The following is an 18,908-nucleotide window of genomic DNA, read 5'->3' on the forward strand; positions in this document are numbered from 1 at the left end:
CGCCGGTCACGCGCTCACATGGCACTCGAACGCGTGCAGGTACGGGTTCACCGGCCGGACGGTGTCCACCGCGAGCCCCGCCGCGGTGAGCCGGCTCACCATGCTGTCGGTGGTGTGCTTGGCCCCGCCGACGTTGAGGAGCAGCAGCAGGTCCATCGCGGTGCTGAAGCGCATCGACGGGGTGTCGTCGACCAGGTTCTCGATGACGATCACCCGGGTTCCGGGCCCGCCCGCCTGGACCACGTTGTGCAGCAGCCGGGACGTGCTCTCGTCGTCCCACTCCAGGATGTTCTTGATGACGTAGACGTCGGCCTTGACCGGGATCGCCTCGCGGACGTCGCCCGGCACGATCTGCGCGCGGCCGGCCAGGTCGCCGCCTTCGCGCAGCCTCGGCAGCGCGTTCTCCACCACCCGGGGCAGGTCCAGCAGACTGCCCCGCATCCCCGGGTACTTGTCCAGCAGACAGGCCACCACGTGCCCCTGGCCGCCGCCGAGGTCGGCGACGGACGCGGCCCCCGACAGGTCGAGCAGGGCCGCGACCTCCCGTGCCGACTGCTCGCTGGAACGGGTCATCGCCCGGTTGAAGACGTCCGCGGACTCCGGCGCGTCCTCGTTCAGATAGGTGAAGAACTCCTTGCCGAACAGGCCCTCCACCACGTTGCGGCCGCTGCGCACCGCCTCGTCCAGCTTGGGCCAGGCGGCCCAGGTCCACGGTTCGGTGCACCACAGCGCGATGGCGCGCAAGCTGTTCGGGTCGTCCTCGCGCAGCAGCCGGGACATGTCGGTGTGCGCGAAGGTGCCGTCCGGCCGCTCGGTGAAGACGCCGTAGCAGGCCAGGGCCCGCAGCATCCGGCGCAGCGGCCCGGGTTCGGTCCGCACCTCGGCCGCGAGGGCCTCGGCGCTCTGCGGGGTGTCCCCGAGGGCGTCCGGCACACCGAGGCGGGCGGCGGCCCGTACGGCGGCGGACAGGGCCGCCCCGAAGACGAGTTCGCGCAGCCGCATCGGCGCGGGCGGGGCGGTGGGGGCCTGGGCGGTGGCCCGGTTCGGCGGTGCCGTCTCAGCGGTGGTCATCTGCCGCCTTCCTTCGTTCTCGGCGTGCGTCGGTGCAGCGGGGGCAGTGGTCGGGCGGTCAGCACAGGCCGGCGGGCTTGGAGACCCGGCAGGCGTTGTAGTCGAAGGTGTTGCCGATGCCCTTGGTCTCGGTGTCGACCAGGTCGGCGGGGGAGTTGCCGGCCAGCGCGTTGCCGCTGATGCGGTTCCGGTCGTTGGTGACGCCCACGAAGCTCTTGAACAGCACGATGCCGCCGGACATCGGCGCGTCGCCCGAGTTGTTGGTGACCCGGTTGCCCTCCACCACGGTCTTCTCCGCGCCGGTCAGCACGATGCCGGAGCCTTTGATGGCGGGCAGCCGGTCGGTCTTGGGGCAGGACTTGTTGTTCTCGGTGACGTCGTTGAAGGCGACCTCCAGGTCACCGGCCCTGGGCTTGTTCTCGTCACCGACGACGAACACCCCGGCGCAGTTGCCCGCGATGTAGTTCTCGGCCACCGAGAGGTTGCGCAGCCGCCGCACCGTGACGCCGATGCGGTTGCCCTCCAGCCGGTTGTGGGCGACCACCGTCCGCCGGGTGTCGAGGGCGCCGGCCTCCTCGGTGATGGTGTTGGCGAGGAAGACGCCCGCGTCGCCGTTGCCCTGCGCGTAGTTGCCCGTGATGTACCCGTGCACGGACCGCTCCTGGGCGATGCCCCACACGGCGTTCTCCACGGCCTGGACGTCCCGCACGGTCATGGTGTCGGTCGCCATGCCGAACACCCCCGCGCGGCTGAAGCCGGTCACCTTCAGGTCGGCGACCGTGACGCCCTCGACGTTCTTCGTCTTGGTGCCGATCACACAGATGCCGTTGCCGCCCTCGGCGCAGCTCTTGGTGGCCTTGGTGTTCTTGGTGTCCTTGGCCGGCGTCCTGCCCGCCGTCGTCTTCTCGGCCGGCTCGATCACCGTGTTCGCGCCGGTCCCGCGCAGGGTGACCCGGGGCGTGCCGATGGTGACGCTCTCCTTGTAGGTGCCGGGGAGCACGAGCACGGTGTCGCCGGGCCGTGCTCTGTCGACGGCCTTCTGGATCGATTCACCCTGGTGGACCACGAGGGTCTGGTGGAGGGCGGCCGCGGAGGTGGCGCCCGGACCGATTGCCGTACCGACGAGTGCCGCGACGGCACCCGCGGCGTAAGCGATGTGACATCTCTTCATACTGGGTACGTTATGACCGAATAATCCGTAGATGTGCGGATAGGCCAATCGGCGGCGTGTCCGCGCGAGGGGACGCATACTGGCGACGTGACCCGGGTCAGTCCCCTCCGCCGCGGACTCGGGGCGGTCGCGGGCTGGGTCCGCAGCGCCCCGGGCACCTACGTCTGGCTGGCGGTCCTGTTCGTCACCACCGTCGCCGTGCACCACATGTCGCCCGGGTTCGAGCAGCACTTCCTGCGCCGCAGGTCCACCAACATCCACGAGCTGTCCCGCACCCCGCTGCGAGTGCTGGTCACCAGCGCGATGTGGATCGACGGCGGGCACTGGCTGCCGTACGCGTTCCTGTACACCGTCTTCCACGCCCCGGCCGAACGCTGGCTCGGCACGGCCCGCTGGCTCGTGGTGTGCGCGGCGGCCCATGTACTCGCGTCGCTGGTCAGCGAAGGGCTGCTGCTGAAGGCGATCCGGGACGGCATCGCGCCCCACTCGGCGGTCGACACCCTCGACATCGGCGTCAGTTACGCCCTGGCCGGCGTCGTCGGCGTCCTCACCTACCGCATCGCGGCCCCCTGGCGCTACGCCTACCTCGCCGTCGCCACCGCCGTCTTCGCGCTGCCCCTGACCGAGACACCCACCTTCACCGACATCGGACATTTCCTCGCGCTGCTGATCGGTCTGGCCTGCTATCCGCTGACCAGAGGCCGCGGAAAAGCATGGAATCCGAAGGAGACACTGACCGCGCTCAAGGGTTAGGTTCCCGGCCATGAGCAGCTCGGCAAGCAGCGTCGTGAACGGTGGCATCTCCTTCTGGTACGCGGACGACGGCCTCCCGGCGGTACGGGAACCGCTGCCCGGGGACGCCACGGCGGACGTGGTGATCGTCGGTGGCGGGTACACCGGCCTGTGGACCGCGTACTACCTGAAGAAGTCCGCGCCCTTCCTGCGGATCACCGTCCTGGAGCAGAAGTTCTGCGGATACGGTGCCTCCGGCCGCAACGGCGGCTGGCTGTACAACGGCATCGCGGGCCGCGACCGCTACGCGAAGCTGCACGGCCACGAGGCCGCGGTACGCCTCCAGCGGGCGATGAACGACACCGTGGACGAGGTGATCGCGGTCGCCGAGGCGGAGGGCGTCGACGCCGACCTGCACAAGGGCGGCGTCCTGGAGGTGGCCACCAGCCCCGCGCAGCTGGCCCGGCTGAGGGCGTTCCACGAGCGCGAGCTGGCGTACGGCGAGAAGGACCGGGAGCTGTACGGCGCCCGGGAGACGGCCGAGCGGATCCGGGTCGCGGACGCCGTCGGCTCCGCCTGGACCCCGCACGGCGCCCGGCTGAACCCGGCGAAGCTGGTGAAGGGCCTGGCGGCCGCGGTGGAGGCGCTCGGCGTGGTGATCCACGAGATGACCCCGGTGACCGAGATCCGTCCCAAGCACGCCGTCACCCCCTACGGCACCGTCCGCGCCCCCTACGTGCTGCGCTGCACCGAGGGCTTCACGGCCGCCCTCAAGGGCCAGAAGCGGACCTGGCTGCCGATGAACTCCTCGATGATCGCCACCGAGCCGTTGACCGAGGAGCAGTGGGAGGCGATCGGCTGGGCGGGCCGGGAGACGCTGGGCGACATGGCGCACGCCTACATGTACGCCCAGCGCACCGCCGACGGCCGGATCGCGCTGGGCGGACGCGGGGTGCCGTACCGCTTCGGCTCCCGCACGGACAACGACGGCCGCACCCAGCGGGCGACCGTGGAGGCGCTCCGGGACGTCCTGGTGCGCTTCTTCCCGTCCCTGGCGGGGGTCGCCGTCACACACGCCTGGTCCGGCGTCCTCGGTGTGCCGCGCGACTGGTGCGCCACCGTCACCCTCGACCGCGCCACCGGCCTCGGCTGGGCGGGCGGCTACGTCGGTTCCGGCGTCGCCACCACCAACCTCGCCGCCCGCACCCTGCGCGACCTCGTCCGGCAGGACTCCGGGCAGGCGGGCCGCACCGAACTGACCGAACTGCCCTGGGTCGGCCACAAGGTCCGCAGATGGGAGCCGGAGCCCTTCCGCTGGCTCGGGGTCCACGGCATGTACGCCACCTACCACACGGCCGACCGCCGCGAGCGCCGCCACCCGGCGACGGAGTCCTCGCGGCTGGCCAAGGTGGCGGACCGGGTGGCGGGACGGCACTGAGGCGCCGGCCGTTGGCTCCCTGACGAAAGCGGGACGGGGCCATGACAAAAACGCGACCTGGGGCGGCAAGTATGATCCCCGCCGCAGATCAACAAGCGGAACATTCGGGTCCGGTTTGCCGTGGCAATCGTGCGGCGGGCCCGCGTTCCGCTACGGGGAGAGGTTCTGTTTTCATGCGTATCCGTGTCGCCGCCCGCGTTCCCGCCGTCGCCGCGATAGCCGTGTGCGGCCTGCTGCTCACCGGGTGCAACGACGATTCCGGTGCGGGCGCCGATTCCGCGTCCTCGCCCGCACCGACCGCGTCGGCCACCGCCGGCGGCTCCGCCCCGGCGGCGTCGCCCTCGCGGTCGGCCGCCGGTGACGGGGGCGCGGCCGCCGGGACCGCCGTGCCGGTGAACAAGACGATCGACGACGAGGTGATGGGCGAGAAGGCCACCGTCGTCAAGTACGTCGAGGACTTCCAGCCGTCGGCGGCGGCCAAGGCCAAGTTCCCGGCGCTGGCGGACGAGAAGGTCGTCCTGGTCGACGTCGCGGTCACCGCGAGCTCGAAGTACTACGACAGCTTCGGCGCCTCGTCGTTCTACCTCACCGGCATGCCCAACGGCATCGACCAGGCGAGCACCACCATCCTCGACGACGAGATCAAGGCGGCCGGCTACCCGCCGCTCGAGGACGCCGAGACCGGCAAGACGTCGACGGGCTGGGTCGTCTTCACGCCCACCAAGGACGCGGACAAGCTCGTCCTGCGCTACAAGCGGCTGGCGGCCAAGGCCTCCGACGGGACCGAGATCACCGCGAAGAACTTCGACGTCCCGCTCGGCTGACGGGCGCGGAACGGGTCGCGTCCCTCTCTCAGCCCACCGACTCCCGCACCGGAGTGCCGGCCGGCGTGCCGTGCTTCGGGGCCGGGGCGGTCACCAGGAGGCCCGCGGTCAGGGCGGAGACGAGCATGATCGCGGCGGCCCAGGCGATGGCGACGGCGTAGCCGTGCACGACACCCGCCGGGACCGTGCCGGGCCGGTGCGGGCGGGTCGCGATGTAGGTCGCGGCGCTGGTGGTGGCGATCGTGTTCAGCAGTGCCGTACCGATCGAACCGCCGACCTGCTGGGCCGTGTTGACGGTCGCGGAGGTGACCCCGGCGTCACGCGGCGCGACCCCCGCCGTGGCCGTCGCGAACACCGGCATGAAGGTGAGCCCCATGCCGAGCCCCAGCAGCACCAGGGAGGGCAGGATCTCCCCGGCGTAGGAGGAGTGCACGGTCAGCCGGGTGAGCAGCAGCAGCCCGCTCGCCGCCAGCAGCATGCCCGGAACCAGCAGCCACCGCGGCGGCACGTGGGGCAGCAGCCGCGCCGAGATCTGCGTGGACCCGGTGACGATCGCGGCGGTCATCGGCAGGAACGCCAGGCCCGTCCGGACCGGCGAGTAGCCGAGGATGACCTGGAGGTAGTAGGTCATGAACAGGAACAGCCCGAACATCCCGATCACCGCGAACATCATGGTCAGCAGGCAGCCCGCCCGGTCCCGGCTGCGCAGGATGCGCGGCGGCAGCAGCGGGCTCGGCGCCCGCGCCTGCCACCACACGAACGCCACGAGCAGCAGGACCCCTGCCGCCAGCAGCGCGAGCACCAGCGGGTCCGCCCAGCCGCGCGGCTGGGCCTCGCCGAAGCCGTAGACGATCGCGACCAGGCCCCCGCAGCCCAGCAGCACACCGGGCACGTCGAGCCGGACGTCCCGGTGCCCCGGGCGGTCGTGCAGCAGCGTGAACGCGCCGAAGACCGCGAGCGCCGCGATGGGCACGTTGACGTACAGGCACCAGCGCCAGGTCAGGTACTCGGTGAGCACCCCGCCGACGATCAGCCCGATCGCCGAACCGCTGCCCGCCAGCGCGCTGTAGAGCCCGAACGCCTTTCCGCGCTCGCGCGGGTCGGTGAACATCGTGGTCAGCAGGGACAGCGCGGAGGGCGCGAGCAGGGCGGCGAAGACCCCTTGCAGCGCGCGGGCGCCGAAGAGCATCCCGGAGCCGGTCGCGGCCCCGCCGAGCGCGGAGGCGAGCGCGAAGCCGGCCAGCCCGATCACGAAGGTGCGTTTTCGTCCCACGAGATCGGCGATCCGGCCGCCCAGCAGGAGCAGCCCGCCGAAGGCAAGGGTGTACGCGGTGATCACCCATTGCCGGTTGCCGTCGGACATGTGCAGGGCGCGCTGCGCGGAGGGGAGCGCGATGTTCACGATCGTGGCGTCCAGGACCACCATCAGCTGGGCCAGGGCGATGACGACCAGCCCCCACCAGCGGTGCGGATCCGTACCCTCCGCGGCGGCCCGGGACTCACCCGTTCGGCCGATGCTCATCTGGCCAGAACACCATGGATCGCCAGGTGCCGCATCTGGGTGACTTCGCCCTGATTCTCAGGTATTTCTCAGGGTTCCGGTACGCGCGTCCCGGCCGCCTTTCCGGCGGTGCCGCGACCCCGCGTCCGGAAGCGGGTCCGGGGCCGGGAGGGGAGGAGCGGTGCGGGCGGGCGGCGGTGATTGTCAGTGGTGGGGTGGAGCATGGAGTCATGGCGAGGGGAACGACCGGCAGGAGCCGGATGGGACGGGGCGCACGGCGACCGGAGCTGCGGCTGCCGCCGCTGGAGCCGTGGGCCGGCGCCGGGCTGGAGCCCGACGGGGACTACGACGGGCTGGAGTTCGCGGACGCGGACCTCACCGGCCAGGACGCGGCGGGCGCCCGGTTCATGGACTGCGCGCTGCGGGGCTGCGCGATCGACGGGACACGGCTGCGGCACGCCCGTGTGCTGGACTCCGCGCTCACCGGTCCGCGCGGGGTCGGCACGGATCTGTCCGAGGCCACCCTGCGCGACGTCGAACTGACCGACCCGCGCCTCGGCGGCACCCAGTTGCACGGCGCCGTGCTGGAGCGGGTCGTCGTGCGCGGCGGCAAGATCGACTGTCTGAACCTGCGCATGGCCCGGCTGCGCGACGTGGTCTTCGAGTCCTGCGTCCTGGTCGAACCGGACTTCGGCGGCGCGCGCCTGGAGCGGGTGGAGTTCGTGGACTGCGCGCTGAAGGGGGCGGACTTCACCGGGGCCACGCTGAAGGACGTCGATCTGCGCGGCGCCGCCCCGCTGGAGATCGCCCGGGGCCTCGACCGGCTGTCCGGCGCGGTGATCGGCACCGCCCAGCTGCTCGACCTGGCACCGGCGCTGGCGGCGGCGCTCGGGATACGCGTGGAGTAGCGGGCGGGCGGAGCCCTCAGGCGACGCGGGGGAAGCGGGCCTGGAGGGTCCAGATCGCCGGGTTCTCGCCCAGGTCCTCGTGCAGGTCCACGAGGTCGGCGACCAGGTCCTGGAGGAAGTCCCGTGCCTCCCGCCGCAGTTCGGTGTGCGCGAAGGAGAGCGGGGCCTCGTCCAGCGGCTGCCAGTCGGCCGTGATGTCGACCCAGCCGAAGCGACGCTCGAACAGCATCCGGTCGCTGGACTCGGTGAAGTCCAGTTCCGCCCGCTGCGGCCGGGCGGCGCGGGAGCCCATCGGATCCCGGTCCAGCCGTTCCACGATGTCGCACAACGCCCACGCGAAGTCCAGCACCGGCACCCATCCCCAGGCTGTGGACAGCTCCCGGTCCGTCCTGGTGTCCGCGAGGTAGACGTCTCCGCAGAACAGGTCGTGCCGCAGCGCGCGCACGTCCGCGCGGCGGTAGTCGGTCTGCGGGGGATCCGGGAACCGGTTGGAGAGGGCGTAGCCGATGTCGAGCACGGACCGATGGTGTCACGGCGGCGCGGGGGCCCCGGGCGCGGTGCCGGTCCGGGGCCGCCGCCTTCCTGTGAACGGGCTGTGTCCGGGAGCTGTTTCCGCAGGCAGCGGGCTTCGCGACGCCGATCGATCCGCTCCCGAAGACGTCTCCCCCGATGATCCGCTTCCGCCTAAGATCGCTGACATGTCCAGATCCGTACGCCTGGTACCGGCCGTCGCGGTCGCGTTGGCACTCGTCCTCGCCGGCACCGGGTGCGGGGGCGGGGTGCGCGGCACGCCGGGGGGTCCGGGCGTGCGGGACCCGTATTTCCCGAAGGCGGGCAACGGCGGGTACGACGTCGACCACTACGACCTCACCCTGGACTACACCCCGGCCACCCGCCGCCTGGTCGCCACGGCCGTCATCAGGGCCCGCGCCACCAAGGACCTGTCCGCGTTCGACCTGGACCTCGCCGGGCTGCACGTGGACTCGGTCGGCGTCGACGGCCGGGACGCCCGCTACAACCGGGCCGGGCAGGAACTCACCGTCCGGCCGCACGACGATCTGCGCAAGGGCCGCGTCTTCCGCACGACCGTCCGCTACTCAGGCGTCCCCGGCACTCTCACCGACCCCGACGGCTCCGCGGAGGGCTGGCTGCCCACGGCCGACGGCGCGCTCGGGCTCGGCGAGCCGGTCGGGTCCATGGCGTGGTTCCCCGGCAACGACCACCCCTCCGACAAGGCCACCTACGACATCACCGTCACCGTCCCGCAGGGCCTCCAGGCCGTTTCCAACGGCGAGTTGGCGGACCGGTCCACCCGCGCGGGGCGTACGTCCTACCACTGGCACGTCGCCCAGCCCATGGCCAGCTACCTCGCCACGGTCGCGATCGGCCACTTCGACATCACCCGGTCCAAGGGGCCCGGCGGGCTGCCCGTGCTCACCGCGGTCGACCCCACGCAGGCCAAGGCGAGCGCGGCGGTCCTCGCGAGGCTTCCCGAGATCGTCAAGTGGGAGGAGGACACGTTCGGGCCGTACCCCTTCTCCTCCGTCGGCGCCATCGTCGACCGGCCGGACGACGCGGGCTACGCCCTGGAGACCCAGAACCGCCCGGTCTTCCCGGGCGCCCCCGAGCTGGGCACCCTCGTCCATGAACTCGCCCACCAGTGGTACGGCGACTGCGTCACCCCCAAGTCCTGGCGGGACATGTGGCTCAACGAGGGGTTCGCCACGTACGCCCAGTGGCTGTGGGACGAGGACCACGGCGGCGACACGGCCGAGAAGACCTTCCGGTCCTACTACGACGCCCACGACAGCGCCCTGTGGGCCTTCCCGCCCGCGACCCCCTCCGGCGCCGCGCACATCTCCGGGTCGCCGGTCTACGAGCGCGGCGCGATGGTGCTGCACAAGATCCGGCAGAAGGTCGGCGACAAGGCATTCTTCGCCCTTCTGCGCGCCTGGCCGGCCTCGCACCGCTACGGCAACGCGAGCACCGCGGACTTCACGGCGTACGTCGAACACCGCTTCCCGGACCAGGACTTCGGCGAGATATGGAAGGACTGGCTGTACGGCCAGGGCAAACCGGCCCACCCGTGACCGGGGCGCCGCGTGCCGGGGGCTCCGCCCTCCCCCGGGCCCTCGGGCGGGGAAGGGCGGAGACGGCGGTACGTCAGACGTTCACGCCGAAGTCCTGGGCGATGCCGACCAGGCCGGAGGCGTAACCCTGGCCCACCGCGCGGAACTTCCACTCCGCGCCGTTGCGGTACAGCTCGCCGAAGACCATGGCGGTCTCGGTGGCGGCGTCCTCGGACAGGTCGTAGCGGGCGATCTCCGCGCCGCCGGCCTGGTTGACGATGCGGATGTAGGCGTTGCGCACCTGGCCGAAGTTCTGGCCGCGGTTCTCCGCGTCGTAGATGGAGACCGGGAAGACGATCTTGTCGATGTCGGCCGGGAGGCCGCCCAGGTTGACGTTGATCGCCTCGTCGTCGCCCGCGCCCTCGCCCGTGCGGTTGTCACCGGTGTGCACGATGGTGCTGTCCGGGGTCTGCTTGTTGTTGAAGAAGACGAAGTGGGCGTCCGAGAAGACCTTCCCCTGCGCGTCGACCGCGATCGCGGAGGCGTCCAGGTCGAAGTCCGTGCCCGTGGTGGTGCGGACGTCCCAGCCGAGGCCCACGGTGACGGCCGTCAGGCCCGGAGCCTCCTTGGAGAGCGAGACGTTGCCACCCTTGGACAGGCTTACAGCCATGTTGGGAGTCCCTTCCTAGTTGTCCCTGTGCGTGCCGACGAAGCTACCGTCACCCGGGAGAACGTCGAGGGGGGTGCCCATGGTTCCGCACCCCTTTACCTTTTTTACCCGCTCTCCGCCGCGGATCCGGGAAATCCAGGTGACGTGGACGGCCCCGGGCCGGGAACATGGAGGGCATGTCCGGTCCATACGTCGTCCGCGGCTCCGTCTCGCTCCCCGAGGCCGAGCTGATGTGGCGTTTCTCCAGGTCGTCCGGTCCGGGCGGGCAGCACGTCAACACCAGCGACTCCCAGGTGGAGCTGCGCTTCGACCTCGCGGCCACCGAGGCGCTGCCGCCGGTGTGGAAGGAGCGGGCGCTGGAGCGGCTGGCCACCCGGCTCGTCGACGGGGTGGTGACCGTGCGGTCGTCCGAGCACCGTTCCCAGTGGCGCAACCGCGAGACCGCCGCCGTACGCCTCGCCGCGCTCCTCGCGCAGGCCAGCGCGCCCCCGCCCAAGCCCCGCAGGCCCACCCGGATACCGAGGGGCATCAACGAGCGCCGGCTGCGGGAGAAGAAGCAGCGCGCCGAGACCAAGCGCGGCCGTTCCGGGCGCGACTGGGGGTAGCGGGGCCCGCCCTTCCCCGCCGGCTACCCGTGCCCCACTCCCAGCACCCCCACGGTCTGCCCCCCGCTCGTCTCCCCGTTCTTCCGGAAGCCCAGCCGGAGGTAGAACCCCTCGGGGCCGTCCGCCCCGGGATGCCAGGTGACGTACAGGTCGGAACCGCCCCGGCGCCGGATCTGCGCGCCCACCGAGCCGACCGCGAAGCGCCCGTACCCGCGCCCCTGCTCGCCCGCCGCGATGTTCAGCCGCCACAGCCCCGACCGGCGCACGCTTCCGTCGCCGTACCAGTCGATGTCGAGGAAGGCCATGAGGAACCCGACCGGCCGTGCGCCGTCGAGGATCAGCCGCGGCCAGGCCACACCCGGGGGGTGGACGTACGCCTCGGCGAGGGAGCGTTCCACCGGCTCGACCGCGTGCTCCTGGTCGGGCCGGACACGGATGCCGAGAGCGGCCTCGAAATTCCCGGGCGTTATTTCTTCCAGGTGCAATGTCACGCGCGCACCTTAGACGGCGAGTTCACCCCGCCACCACGGAATTACCCCGGAGGGGATTTGCGGGTTCTCAGCCCAACTTCCGGTAACGGCCCCGGAAATACGTCAGCGGGCCGCCCTCCGTGCTCGGCACCCGGGCCGCCAGCACCCGCCCGACGACCAGGGTGTGGTCGCCCGCCGCCACCCGCTGCTCCGTGCGGCACTCCAGCGTCGCGAGCGCGCCGTCGACCAGCTGGGCGTGCGTGACCTCGCCGCGGGTGCAGCCGAGGTCCGCGAAGAGGAGCCGGTCGCTGATGCGGCCCTTCATGGCGAAGCGGCCCGCGATGTGCCGCTGGCTCTCGGCGAGCACCGACACCGCCCACAGCGGCTGTTCGGCGAGCAGGTCGTCCATGCGCGAGCCCTCACGCAGGCTGACCAGCACCAGCGGGGGATCGAGGGAGACCGACAGGAAGGCCGTGGCGGTCATGCCGACGTCCTCCACGCCCGGGGCGTCCGGGTCGTCGGGGTCGAGCGGCGGCTCCTGCGCGGTCACCAGGACCACGCCCGCGGCCAGCCGGGACATCGCGGCCCGGAACTCGTCGTTGCTCACCCCCTCAGCATGCCCGGAAGCTGCGAGGGCGGTGGGGGAAGGCGTCTTCAGCACGCCGGAAACGCTAGTGTGCGCTCTGCGCCGGCCGCATCGGGCCTCCGCCCGAGCCGGGTCCTAGGACCAGCGGCGGAGCGGAACCGGAAAGCAGGCATTCGACGAACGCTTGGAAAACGCCGAAACGCCGCCCAATTGTTCATGTTTTGCTGTGACTTGAGTCACAAGGGGTAGGAATTGTTGACCCTGTGTACCGGGTTAGCGGCGCGCTGTGATTCAGTGGCGGTGGAACTGCCGGAGCAACCACGAGGCGCCGAGGACGACGACCCTTGATTCGCTGCGAGGTCTCGGGGGGAGGGCGAGCATGGAGACCGAGTCGGAGCCGTATGTCCGTCTTGCGTCCCTGCGGCAGCTGCACCAGGTCATGGCGGACATGAACACGGCGCGCAGCCTGGCGGACACGCTGCAGACCGTCGCCGACGGTGTGGTCAACGCCCTCGGGTACGAGATGGCCGGGGTGAACCTCGTACGCCCCGACGGCGATCTCGTCGTCGCCGCGTTCTCCGGGAACTCCGCCGCCGAGGCCCTGATCACCGGCCGGGTCGGCTCCCGTGACGCCTGGGACCGGCGCCTGGGCATGGGCGAGCGCTGGGGCGACCTCGTCTTCATACCGCACACCGAGGGCTGGGTGCTGGACGACGACGACGTGCCCCAGTGGTTCACGGACGGACCCGCGCCCCGCTTCGAGGACGAGTGGCACCCCTCCGACCGCCTCTTCGCCCCCATGTACACCCCGGGCGGGCCGGGCGGCTCCTGCGGTGAACTGCTCGGAGTCATATCCGTCGACCGCCCGCGCAACGGCCGCCTGCCCGGCGCATGGGGCCGCGAGGCCCTCCAGATGTACGCCTTCCAGGCCGCCATCGCGATCAGCAACGCCCGGCTGCGCTCCAACATGCAGCGCGCCCTGGTCCGCCTGGAGCGCGAGCAGCAGGCGCTGCGGGCGAGCGAGGAGAGTTTCCGGCAGGCGTTCGAGTACGCGCCCTCCGGCATGGCCATCGCCGAGATGGGCGGCGAGCAGCAGGGCCGCATCCTGCGCACCAACGACGCCCTGTGCCGGCTGCTCGGGCGTCCGGCCTCCGCGATGCGCCGCTACTCCTTCTCCGACCTGGTGCACCCCGAGGACATCGGCACCCTGCTGCGCACCTCGGCGGAGGGCGGGCGCGCCGAGCTGCGCCTCGGCCGCCGTGACGGCAGCTACGTCTGGGTGTCGCTGCGCAACAGCGTGGTCGCGGACGCCGCCGACGGGCCCCGCTTCCTGCTCACCCACGTCGAGGACATCGAGGAGCGCAAGCGCCGCGAGCTCCAGCTCGCCCACCGCGCCTCGCACGATTCGCTGACCGGCCTGCCGAACTCCGCCGAGCTGCGCTCACGGCTCGCCGCCCGGCTGTGCCGCCGCCCGGCGCACGCCCTGGAGTCCCTGGACGCGGCCTACGGCCACCACCCCGCCTTCGACGGGCCCAGCGGGCACGGCTTCGACTTCGCGCCGGGCGCGGAGTCGTTCGACGGCTACGACCACCATGTGCACACCGTCGCGCCCGAGGGCGAGCAGGACGACGGCACCAAGGGCCTCGCGGTGCTCTTCTGCGACCTGGACGGCTTCAAGTCGATCAACGACCGGTTCGGGCACAACGCGGGCGACGCCGTCCTGATCGAGGTCGCCCGGCGGCTGTCCCAGGGGGTGCGCGACGGCGACACGGTGGCCCGGCTCGGCGGCGACGAGTTCGTGATCCTCGCCGACGGGCTCGGCCGCGCGGACGCCCAGGACCTGGCGGTACGGCTGCGCAACGAGATCATCCAGCCGATCCGGGCCGAGGGCCGGGCGGTCCGGGTGGGGGCGAGCTTCGGCATCGGCTGGGCGCACTGCGGGATGACGGCCGACGAAGTGCTGAAGTCCGCCGACGAGCGGATGTACGTAGAGAAACGATCTCGTCCCAAACAACACCGCCGCGCGGGATGAGCCGCAGGTCAGCTAGTTGATGCGGTCTGCGTCACCTGTTTGGCTCAAGCGGAACGGGTAGGCTCGCCTTTCCAGCCATGACCGTATCCGTTCGCACCTGTTGAGGAGTACCAAGGGATGACGCCCGGCGACAACGGCGCGAGCACGCCCGAGGAAGACGACCCGTTCGGCTATCTGTACGCGGACGGCCAGGCCAGAGGAGCCCAGCCGCCGTCCGGTGGTTACGGCTACCCGAACTCGGTCAGCAGGGTGCGCGCGGTCGGCGAGCGTCAGTACGGCCAGCAGCAGGCGCCCTACGTTCCGCAGCAGGGCGGCTACGGCCAGCCCAACGCGCACTACCAGGCCCCGGAGACCCTCCCCGGCGGCGCCCCGCCCGCGGGCCACGCCCCGGCCCCCGGCCCCGGCCGCCGCGGCCCCAACACCAAGGGCCTGCTGATCGGCGCGATCGCGGTGGTCGCCGCGGTGGTCATCGGCATCGGCGTCGCCATGCTCAACGGCAGTTCCGACGACAAGTCCGGCGACCGGGCCGGGACCACCCCGACCCAGACCCAGTCCGCGGATCCGACCCCGACGAGCAGCAGCTCGGCGGGCGGCGAGCTGCCGAAGGTCGACGCGGCGGACAGCTCCGTGCAACTGGCGGGCGGCACCTCGGTGGCCACGGACGTCAAGGGTGCGAAGGGGGCGGGAGGCAGGTATGTGGCCGGCCTCAACCAGGTCGGAGCCTCGGTCACCTGGACTGTCGGTGACATCCAGAAGGCCGGCTCGTACCGCCTGTACGTGCGCTATGCGATTCCCGGTGAGGACGCCAACGCGACGGTGACGGTCAACGGCAAGGCCAACCAGCAGCCGCTCGGCATGAAGAACTTCATCGGCTCGCCGAAGGGCGACTTCGAGAAGGGCTGGCAGACCACCTGGGCCCCCGTCACGTTGAACCAGGGCTCCAACACGGTGACGATCGCCTGCGGTCAGGGCAACCAGTGCAACGCCCTCATCGACCAGCTCTACATCGCCAAGGCCTGAATCACCACGCAGAGGCCGATAGGGTCCGTCATTCGCGACAGCCGCCGGAGGTGTTGTTCTCCAGCGGCTGTCGCGCATGGCGAACTTCAGGTAAAGCCCTTTGGCGCACCTCAGCCGTAAATCTCGACCGAGTTGGCGCTGCCGGGGTTGTCCGCGTAGCTGCCCGGCTTCAGAGTGACCAGCTTGGTGCCGGTGGCACAGCCGAGGGTGGCCTTCCAGAAGACCAGAGTGTAAGAGGTCTGGTTCGAGACGGACCGGGCGATGTGGGCGAGAGGGATACAGCCGGGTGTTTCGGAGTAGACCGTCCTGGTCCCGGTCCTGTTCGTCCCCGACCATCCGCAGAACCTGCCCTTCGGGCAGGTGTTGGGAGCGGCCGCCGCGGCCGGTGTGGCAAAGGTGCCGCCCAGCAACGCGCCGGCCACAGCCACCGTCGCCAGGCTCTTCGTGAGCATGCTCATGTGAGGTTCCCCTATATCGGCCACTACTGGTCAATGTAGCAAATGGTGATCATTCGGCTGGTATAAGGGGAAAGAGTGCTTTTCGATCGATCTGTCAGGCGGTGTGTCCGGATGCAAGGCTATGACGCCGTCGTCACCGACACTCGCTCCAGGAGTCTCTCGTAGGTCGCGCGGTCGAACTCGCCCGCCGCGGGCGCTCGTACGGTGGCCGCCGAGAGGGCGACGGCGTGGGCGAGGCGGGACGGCCAGGGGAGCCGGGTCACCAGGCCGGACAGGAGCGCGGCGACCGCCGAGTCGCCCGCGCCGGTGGGATTGCCGTGCATCCGGCCCGGCGGGGTGGCGTGCCAGCGGCCCTCGGGAGTGGTGGCCAGCAGGCCGTTCGGGCCCAGGGAGGTGATGACCGTGTGGGCGCCGCGGCGGCGGGCGGATTCGGTGGCGCGCAACGGGTCGTGGGACCCGGTGAGTTCGGCCAGTTCGTCGGCGTTGGGCTTGATGATGTCGGGGCGGGCCGCCACCCCGCGGCGCAGCGGCTCGCCGCTGGTGTCCAGCAGGACCGGTACGCCCATGGAGCGCGCCGTGCGGATCAGGCCCGCGTACGCCCCCACCGGGACCCCCGGTGGCAGGCTGCCGCACAGGGCCACCGCCGAGGCGCCGGAGAGCAGCTCCGCGTAGCGGTCCAGGAACGTGACCCACTCCGCGGGCGCGATCTGCGGGCCCGGCTCGTTCAACTGCGTGGTGTCGCCGGAATGTTCGTCCACGACCGCGATGGTGCGCCGTGTCGCCCCCGCCACCGGCACCAGCGCGTCCGTCAGCCCCTCGGTCCCGGCGAGCCCGTCCCGCAGCGCCCGGCCCGTGCCGCCGCCCGCGAACCCGGTGACCGTCACCTCGTGTCCGAGCGCGGCGAGCACCCGGCCCACGTTCACGCCCTTGCCGCCCGGACGCTCGATGACCTCCGACACCCGGTGCGAGGTGTGCGGACGCAGCGACGCCACCCGATGGGTGATGTCGAGAGCGGTGTTCAGCGTGACCGTGAGAATCACCCGGGCTGCCTCCCTCGAAGCCGTCGTTCCGGGGCCCGATCATGCCAAAGAGCCGGGGGCCGACACAGACGCGGGTCGGCCCCCGGCAGCGGGAGAAGCCGGGCCTATCAGCCCAGTTGGGGAGCGACCACCCACTCGCCGCGCCGCATCACGCCCCGCACGTCGAAGTCCGCGTCCAGCAGCACCAGGTCCGCGTCCTTGCCGGGCTCCAGGGAGCCGACCCGGTCCGAAACGCCGAGCAGCCGGGCCGGGTTGGCGGACAGGGCCTTCACCGCGTCCTCGACCGGCAGCCGGTCCACGGTCACCGCCCGCTTGAAGGCGCGGTCCAGCGTCAGCGTGGAGCCCGCGATCGAACCGCCCTCCACCAGCCGGGCCACCCCCTCGCTGACCTCCACCTCCAGCGGGCCCAGCATGTAGCGGCCGTCGCCGGTCCCGGCCGCGTCCATCGCGTCGGTGATGAACGCCACCCGGTCCGCGCCCGCGTGGTGGAACGCCAGCTCCAGGGCGGCCGGGTGCAGGTGGGTGCCGTCGTTGATCAGCTCGACCGTCACCCGCTCGTCCTCCAGGAGGGCGGCGACCGGACCCGGGGTGCGGTGGCCGAGGCCGGGCATCGCGTTGAAGAGGTGCGTGGCGACCGTGGCACCCGCCTCGATGGCGTCCACCGTCTGCTCGTACGTCGCGTCCGTGTGCCCGATCGCCGCGATCACCCCGTGTTCGGCGAGCAGCCGTACCGAGTCGATGCCACCCGGCAGCTCGGCGGCGAGGGTGAGCATCCGCGCCTGCCCGCGCGCCGCGTCGATCAGCTTGCGCACCTCGGCCGGCTCCGGGTCGCGCAGCAGCGCCTCGGAGTGGGCGCCCTTGCGGCACGGCGAGATGAACGGCCCCTCGAAGTGGATGCCCGCGATCTCGCCCTGCTCGGCCAGCTCGCTGAGCAGCCCGGCCTGGCGGACCAGCAGGTCCATCTCGTCGGTGACGGTGGAGGCGACGAGGGTGGTGGTGCCGTGCGCCCGGTGGGTGCGGACGGCGGTGAGGATCTGCTCGGCGGTGCCGGAGAAGGAGGCGCCGCCGCCGCCGTGGTTGTGGAGGTCGACGAAGCCGGGGACGAGCCAGTGGCCGGACACGTCGAGCACGGCGGCGCCGGCCGGCGCGCTGCCGGCGATGCGCGTGCCGTCCACGGCCACGCGGCCGTTTCGCACCGTTCCGGTGGGGAGGACGACGTTCGCGCCGGTGAGTACCCGCGGGTTCGTCGCGGCTCCTCTTGGACTGGCCATCAGGTGTCTACCTCCGGAGTAGAAGTGATCGTCAACAGGTCCCGCGCGAGCAGGCCCGCGCCCAGGCAGCCGGCGGTGTCGCCGAGGGCGGCGGGGACGATGGACGGCAGTTTCTGGAAGGTGACCCGGCGCCGGACGGCGTCCCGCAGGGGCTGGAACAACACTTCCCCCGCCTCGGCGAGACCGCCACCGATGATCAGCGTGCGCGGGTCCAGCAGGGTGAGCGCGGTGACCAGACCGTCGGCGAGCGCGTCCACCGCCTCCTGCCAGACCCGCCGGGCGCCGGGGTCGCCCGCCGCGACGGCCCGTGCGCAGTCGGCCGCGTCCGCGTCCGGGTTCCCGCCGGCCGCGGCCCAGGCCTCGCTGACGGCGGACGCGGAGGCGTACCGCTCCAGGCAGCCGCGCTGCCCGCAGGGGCAGGACGCGCCGCCGGGCCGTACGACGACATGGCCGATCTCGCCCGCGAAGCCGTGCGCCCCGGACTCCACCCGGCCGTCGATCCCGATCGCGCCCGCGATGCCGGTGCCGAGCGGCACGAACAGGAAGCGGTCGGCACCCCGGCCCGCGCCGATCCGGCCCTCGGCCAGCCCGCCGGTGCGCACGTCGTGGCCGAGCGCGACGGGCACCCCGAGCCGTTTCGCGAGCAGATCGCGCAGCGGTACGTCCTTCCAGCCGAGGTTGGCGGCGTAGACGGCGGTGCCGTGCTCCTCGTCGACGATGCCGGGCACCGCTATGCCCGCGGCGGCCGGCGGCCCGTGGTGCTCGGCGCCGTACGCGTACAGCTCGGCGGCGAAGTCGAGGATGCCCGCGACCACCGCGTCGGGGCCGCGTTCGCGGCCGGTGGCGCGGCGGGCGCGGTGCAGCAGGGCGCCGTCGTCCCCGACGAGGGCGGCCTTCATCCCGGTACCGCCCACGTCCAGGGCGATGACATGTCTCACGGGGACAGTGTGGCCCGCTGACCCACGAGAGGTCTAGTCCACTCACGTGGTGTAGACCTTAGGCGTTCATCTGATTTATTCGTTCGGACAGCAGGGTTGAGGTT

General features: G+C 71.8%; 19 protein-coding genes. 8 read left to right on the forward strand and 11 right to left on the reverse strand.

Features of this window, described 5'->3' with window-relative positions; genetic code table 11:
- Window positions 1–6: 6 nt before the first annotated feature.
- Together VT52_RS13880 and VT52_RS13885 are read right to left on the reverse strand one after the other, a co-directional pair.
- Window positions 7–1,071, reverse strand: a complete 1,065-nt coding sequence (locus VT52_RS13880) for a methyltransferase (RefSeq protein WP_046422175.1) — start codon at window positions 1,069–1,071, stop codon at window positions 7–9.
- 58 nt (window positions 1,072–1,129) lie between these two features.
- A complete protein-coding gene (locus VT52_RS13885) occupies window positions 1,130–2,242 on the reverse strand; it encodes a right-handed parallel beta-helix repeat-containing protein (protein ID WP_046422174.1) in 1,113 nt (370 codons plus the stop codon).
- 87 nt (window positions 2,243–2,329) lie between these two features.
- On the opposite strand from VT52_RS13885, the gene VT52_RS13890 reads away from it, so the two are divergent.
- From VT52_RS13890 to VT52_RS13900, 3 genes are all read left to right on the forward strand, one after another.
- Complete coding sequence (locus VT52_RS13890) at window positions 2,330–2,995, forward strand: rhomboid-like protein (RefSeq protein WP_206306510.1); 666 nt, start codon at window positions 2,330–2,332, stop codon at window positions 2,993–2,995.
- A 10-nt stretch (window positions 2,996–3,005) separates the two neighbouring features.
- On the forward strand, window positions 3,006–4,412 hold the full coding sequence (locus tag VT52_RS13895) for an NAD(P)/FAD-dependent oxidoreductase (protein WP_206306511.1): 1,407 nt from the start codon (window positions 3,006–3,008) through the stop codon (window positions 4,410–4,412).
- A 173-nt stretch (window positions 4,413–4,585) separates the two neighbouring features.
- Window positions 4,586–5,236, forward strand: coding sequence for a hypothetical protein (locus tag VT52_RS13900; protein WP_053055528.1), 651 nt, complete (start codon window positions 4,586–4,588; stop codon window positions 5,234–5,236).
- 28 nt (window positions 5,237–5,264) lie between these two features.
- On the opposite strand, the gene VT52_RS13905 is transcribed toward VT52_RS13900, so the two are convergent.
- A complete protein-coding gene (locus tag VT52_RS13905; protein ID WP_046422173.1) occupies window positions 5,265–6,758 on the reverse strand; it encodes an MFS transporter in 1,494 nt (497 codons plus the stop codon).
- A 209-nt stretch (window positions 6,759–6,967) separates the two neighbouring features.
- Here VT52_RS13905 and VT52_RS13910 point away from each other — a divergent pair, with 209 nt between their 5' ends.
- Window positions 6,968–7,645, forward strand: coding sequence for a pentapeptide repeat-containing protein (locus tag VT52_RS13910; RefSeq protein WP_079175038.1), 678 nt, complete (start codon window positions 6,968–6,970; stop codon window positions 7,643–7,645).
- Window positions 7,646–7,661: 16 nt separating this feature from the next.
- Here the strand turns inward: VT52_RS13910 and VT52_RS13915 are convergent, their stop codons facing one another.
- On the reverse strand, window positions 7,662–8,162 hold the full coding sequence (locus tag VT52_RS13915) for a hypothetical protein (protein ID WP_046422171.1): 501 nt from the start codon (window positions 8,160–8,162) through the stop codon (window positions 7,662–7,664).
- Window positions 8,163–8,343: 181 nt separating this feature from the next.
- Here VT52_RS13915 and VT52_RS13920 point away from each other — a divergent pair, with 181 nt between their 5' ends.
- A complete protein-coding gene (locus tag VT52_RS13920; RefSeq protein WP_206306512.1) occupies window positions 8,344–9,735 on the forward strand; it encodes a M1 family metallopeptidase in 1,392 nt (463 codons plus the stop codon).
- A gap of 73 nt (window positions 9,736–9,808) precedes the next feature.
- Here VT52_RS13920 and VT52_RS13925 read toward each other — a convergent pair whose 3' ends face one another.
- Window positions 9,809–10,384, reverse strand: a complete 576-nt coding sequence (locus VT52_RS13925; RefSeq protein ID WP_046422170.1) for a TerD family protein — start codon at window positions 10,382–10,384, stop codon at window positions 9,809–9,811.
- A gap of 167 nt (window positions 10,385–10,551) precedes the next feature.
- Here VT52_RS13925 and arfB point away from each other — a divergent pair, with 167 nt between their 5' ends.
- On the forward strand, window positions 10,552–10,989 hold the full coding sequence (arfB, locus tag VT52_RS13930) for an alternative ribosome rescue aminoacyl-tRNA hydrolase ArfB (protein ID WP_046422169.1): 438 nt from the start codon (window positions 10,552–10,554) through the stop codon (window positions 10,987–10,989).
- 23 nt (window positions 10,990–11,012) lie between these two features.
- Here arfB and VT52_RS13935 read toward each other — a convergent pair whose 3' ends face one another.
- Entirely contained in the window at window positions 11,013–11,480 is a 468-nt protein-coding gene (locus VT52_RS13935) for a GNAT family N-acetyltransferase (RefSeq protein ID WP_046422168.1), read from the reverse strand.
- 67 nt (window positions 11,481–11,547) lie between these two features.
- Window positions 11,548–12,039, reverse strand: coding sequence for a flavin reductase family protein (locus VT52_RS13940; RefSeq protein ID WP_107481330.1), 492 nt, complete (start codon window positions 12,037–12,039; stop codon window positions 11,548–11,550).
- Between the two features lie 385 nt (window positions 12,040–12,424).
- Here VT52_RS13940 and cdgB point away from each other — a divergent pair, with 385 nt between their 5' ends.
- Both cdgB and VT52_RS13950 read left to right on the forward strand, forming a co-directional pair.
- A complete protein-coding gene (gene cdgB, locus VT52_RS13945; RefSeq protein WP_046422166.1) occupies window positions 12,425–14,077 on the forward strand; it encodes a diguanylate cyclase CdgB in 1,653 nt (550 codons plus the stop codon).
- A gap of 117 nt (window positions 14,078–14,194) precedes the next feature.
- Window positions 14,195–15,097 (forward strand): CBM35 domain-containing protein, encoded by a 903-nt coding sequence (locus VT52_RS13950; RefSeq protein ID WP_046422165.1) that lies wholly within the window; start codon window positions 14,195–14,197, stop codon window positions 15,095–15,097.
- A 110-nt stretch (window positions 15,098–15,207) separates the two neighbouring features.
- Here the strand turns inward: VT52_RS13950 and VT52_RS13955 are convergent, their stop codons facing one another.
- The 4 genes from VT52_RS13955 to VT52_RS13970 form a co-directional block, all read right to left on the reverse strand.
- Window positions 15,208–15,555: a peptidase inhibitor family I36 protein gene (locus VT52_RS13955; RefSeq protein WP_046422164.1), complete on the reverse strand. Its 348-nt coding sequence runs from the start codon at window positions 15,553–15,555 to the stop codon at window positions 15,208–15,210.
- Between the two features lie 119 nt (window positions 15,556–15,674).
- On the reverse strand, window positions 15,675–16,595 hold the full coding sequence (locus tag VT52_RS13960; RefSeq protein ID WP_046422163.1) for a 1-phosphofructokinase family hexose kinase: 921 nt from the start codon (window positions 16,593–16,595) through the stop codon (window positions 15,675–15,677).
- A 107-nt stretch (window positions 16,596–16,702) separates the two neighbouring features.
- Window positions 16,703–17,866 carry an N-acetylglucosamine-6-phosphate deacetylase gene (gene nagA / locus VT52_RS13965; RefSeq protein ID WP_046422162.1) on the reverse strand — a complete coding sequence of 388 codons (1,164 nt, stop codon included), beginning with the start codon at window positions 17,864–17,866 and terminating at the stop codon, window positions 16,703–16,705.
- A complete protein-coding gene (locus VT52_RS13970) occupies window positions 17,866–18,804 on the reverse strand; it encodes an ROK family protein (protein ID WP_079175040.1) in 939 nt (312 codons plus the stop codon). The genes nagA and VT52_RS13970 overlap by 1 nt, the downstream gene beginning before the upstream one ends.
- Window positions 18,805–18,908 lie beyond the last annotated feature (104 nt).

The sequence above is a fragment of the Streptomyces malaysiense genome, from assembly GCF_000980885.2.
Taxonomy (GTDB): Bacteria; Actinomycetota; Actinomycetes; order Streptomycetales; family Streptomycetaceae; genus Streptomyces; species Streptomyces malaysiense.

Excerpts from the sequence above, each read along its gene's own strand:
- VT52_RS13895 (WP_206306511.1), top strand. The coding sequence starts at position 3,006 with ATGAGCAGCTCGGCAAGCAGCGTCGTGAACGGTGGCATCTCCTTCTGG.
- nagA (WP_046422162.1), bottom strand. The coding sequence starts at position 17,866 with ATGGCCAGTCCAAGAGGAGCCGCGACGAACCCGCGGGTACTCACCGGC.
- cdgB (WP_046422166.1), top strand. The coding sequence starts at position 12,425 with ATGGAGACCGAGTCGGAGCCGTATGTCCGTCTTGCGTCCCTGCGGCAG.
- VT52_RS13950 (WP_046422165.1), top strand. The coding sequence starts at position 14,195 with ATGACGCCCGGCGACAACGGCGCGAGCACGCCCGAGGAAGACGACCCG.
- arfB (WP_046422169.1), top strand. The coding sequence starts at position 10,552 with ATGGAGGGCATGTCCGGTCCATACGTCGTCCGCGGCTCCGTCTCGCTC.
- VT52_RS13925 (WP_046422170.1), bottom strand. The coding sequence starts at position 10,384 with ATGGCTGTAAGCCTGTCCAAGGGTGGCAACGTCTCGCTCTCCAAGGAG.
- VT52_RS13920 (WP_206306512.1), top strand. The coding sequence starts at position 8,344 with ATGTCCAGATCCGTACGCCTGGTACCGGCCGTCGCGGTCGCGTTGGCA.
- VT52_RS13880 (WP_046422175.1), bottom strand. The coding sequence starts at position 1,071 with ATGACCACCGCTGAGACGGCACCGCCGAACCGGGCCACCGCCCAGGCC.
- VT52_RS13900 (WP_053055528.1), top strand. The coding sequence starts at position 4,586 with ATGCGTATCCGTGTCGCCGCCCGCGTTCCCGCCGTCGCCGCGATAGCC.
- VT52_RS13885 (WP_046422174.1), bottom strand. The coding sequence starts at position 2,242 with ATGAAGAGATGTCACATCGCTTACGCCGCGGGTGCCGTCGCGGCACTC.
- VT52_RS13905 (WP_046422173.1), bottom strand. The coding sequence starts at position 6,758 with ATGAGCATCGGCCGAACGGGTGAGTCCCGGGCCGCCGCGGAGGGTACG.
- VT52_RS13910 (WP_079175038.1), top strand. The coding sequence starts at position 6,968 with ATGGCGAGGGGAACGACCGGCAGGAGCCGGATGGGACGGGGCGCACGG.
- VT52_RS13940 (WP_107481330.1), bottom strand. The coding sequence starts at position 12,039 with ATGTCCCGGCTGGCCGCGGGCGTGGTCCTGGTGACCGCGCAGGAGCCG.
- VT52_RS13955 (WP_046422164.1), bottom strand. The coding sequence starts at position 15,555 with ATGAGCATGCTCACGAAGAGCCTGGCGACGGTGGCTGTGGCCGGCGCG.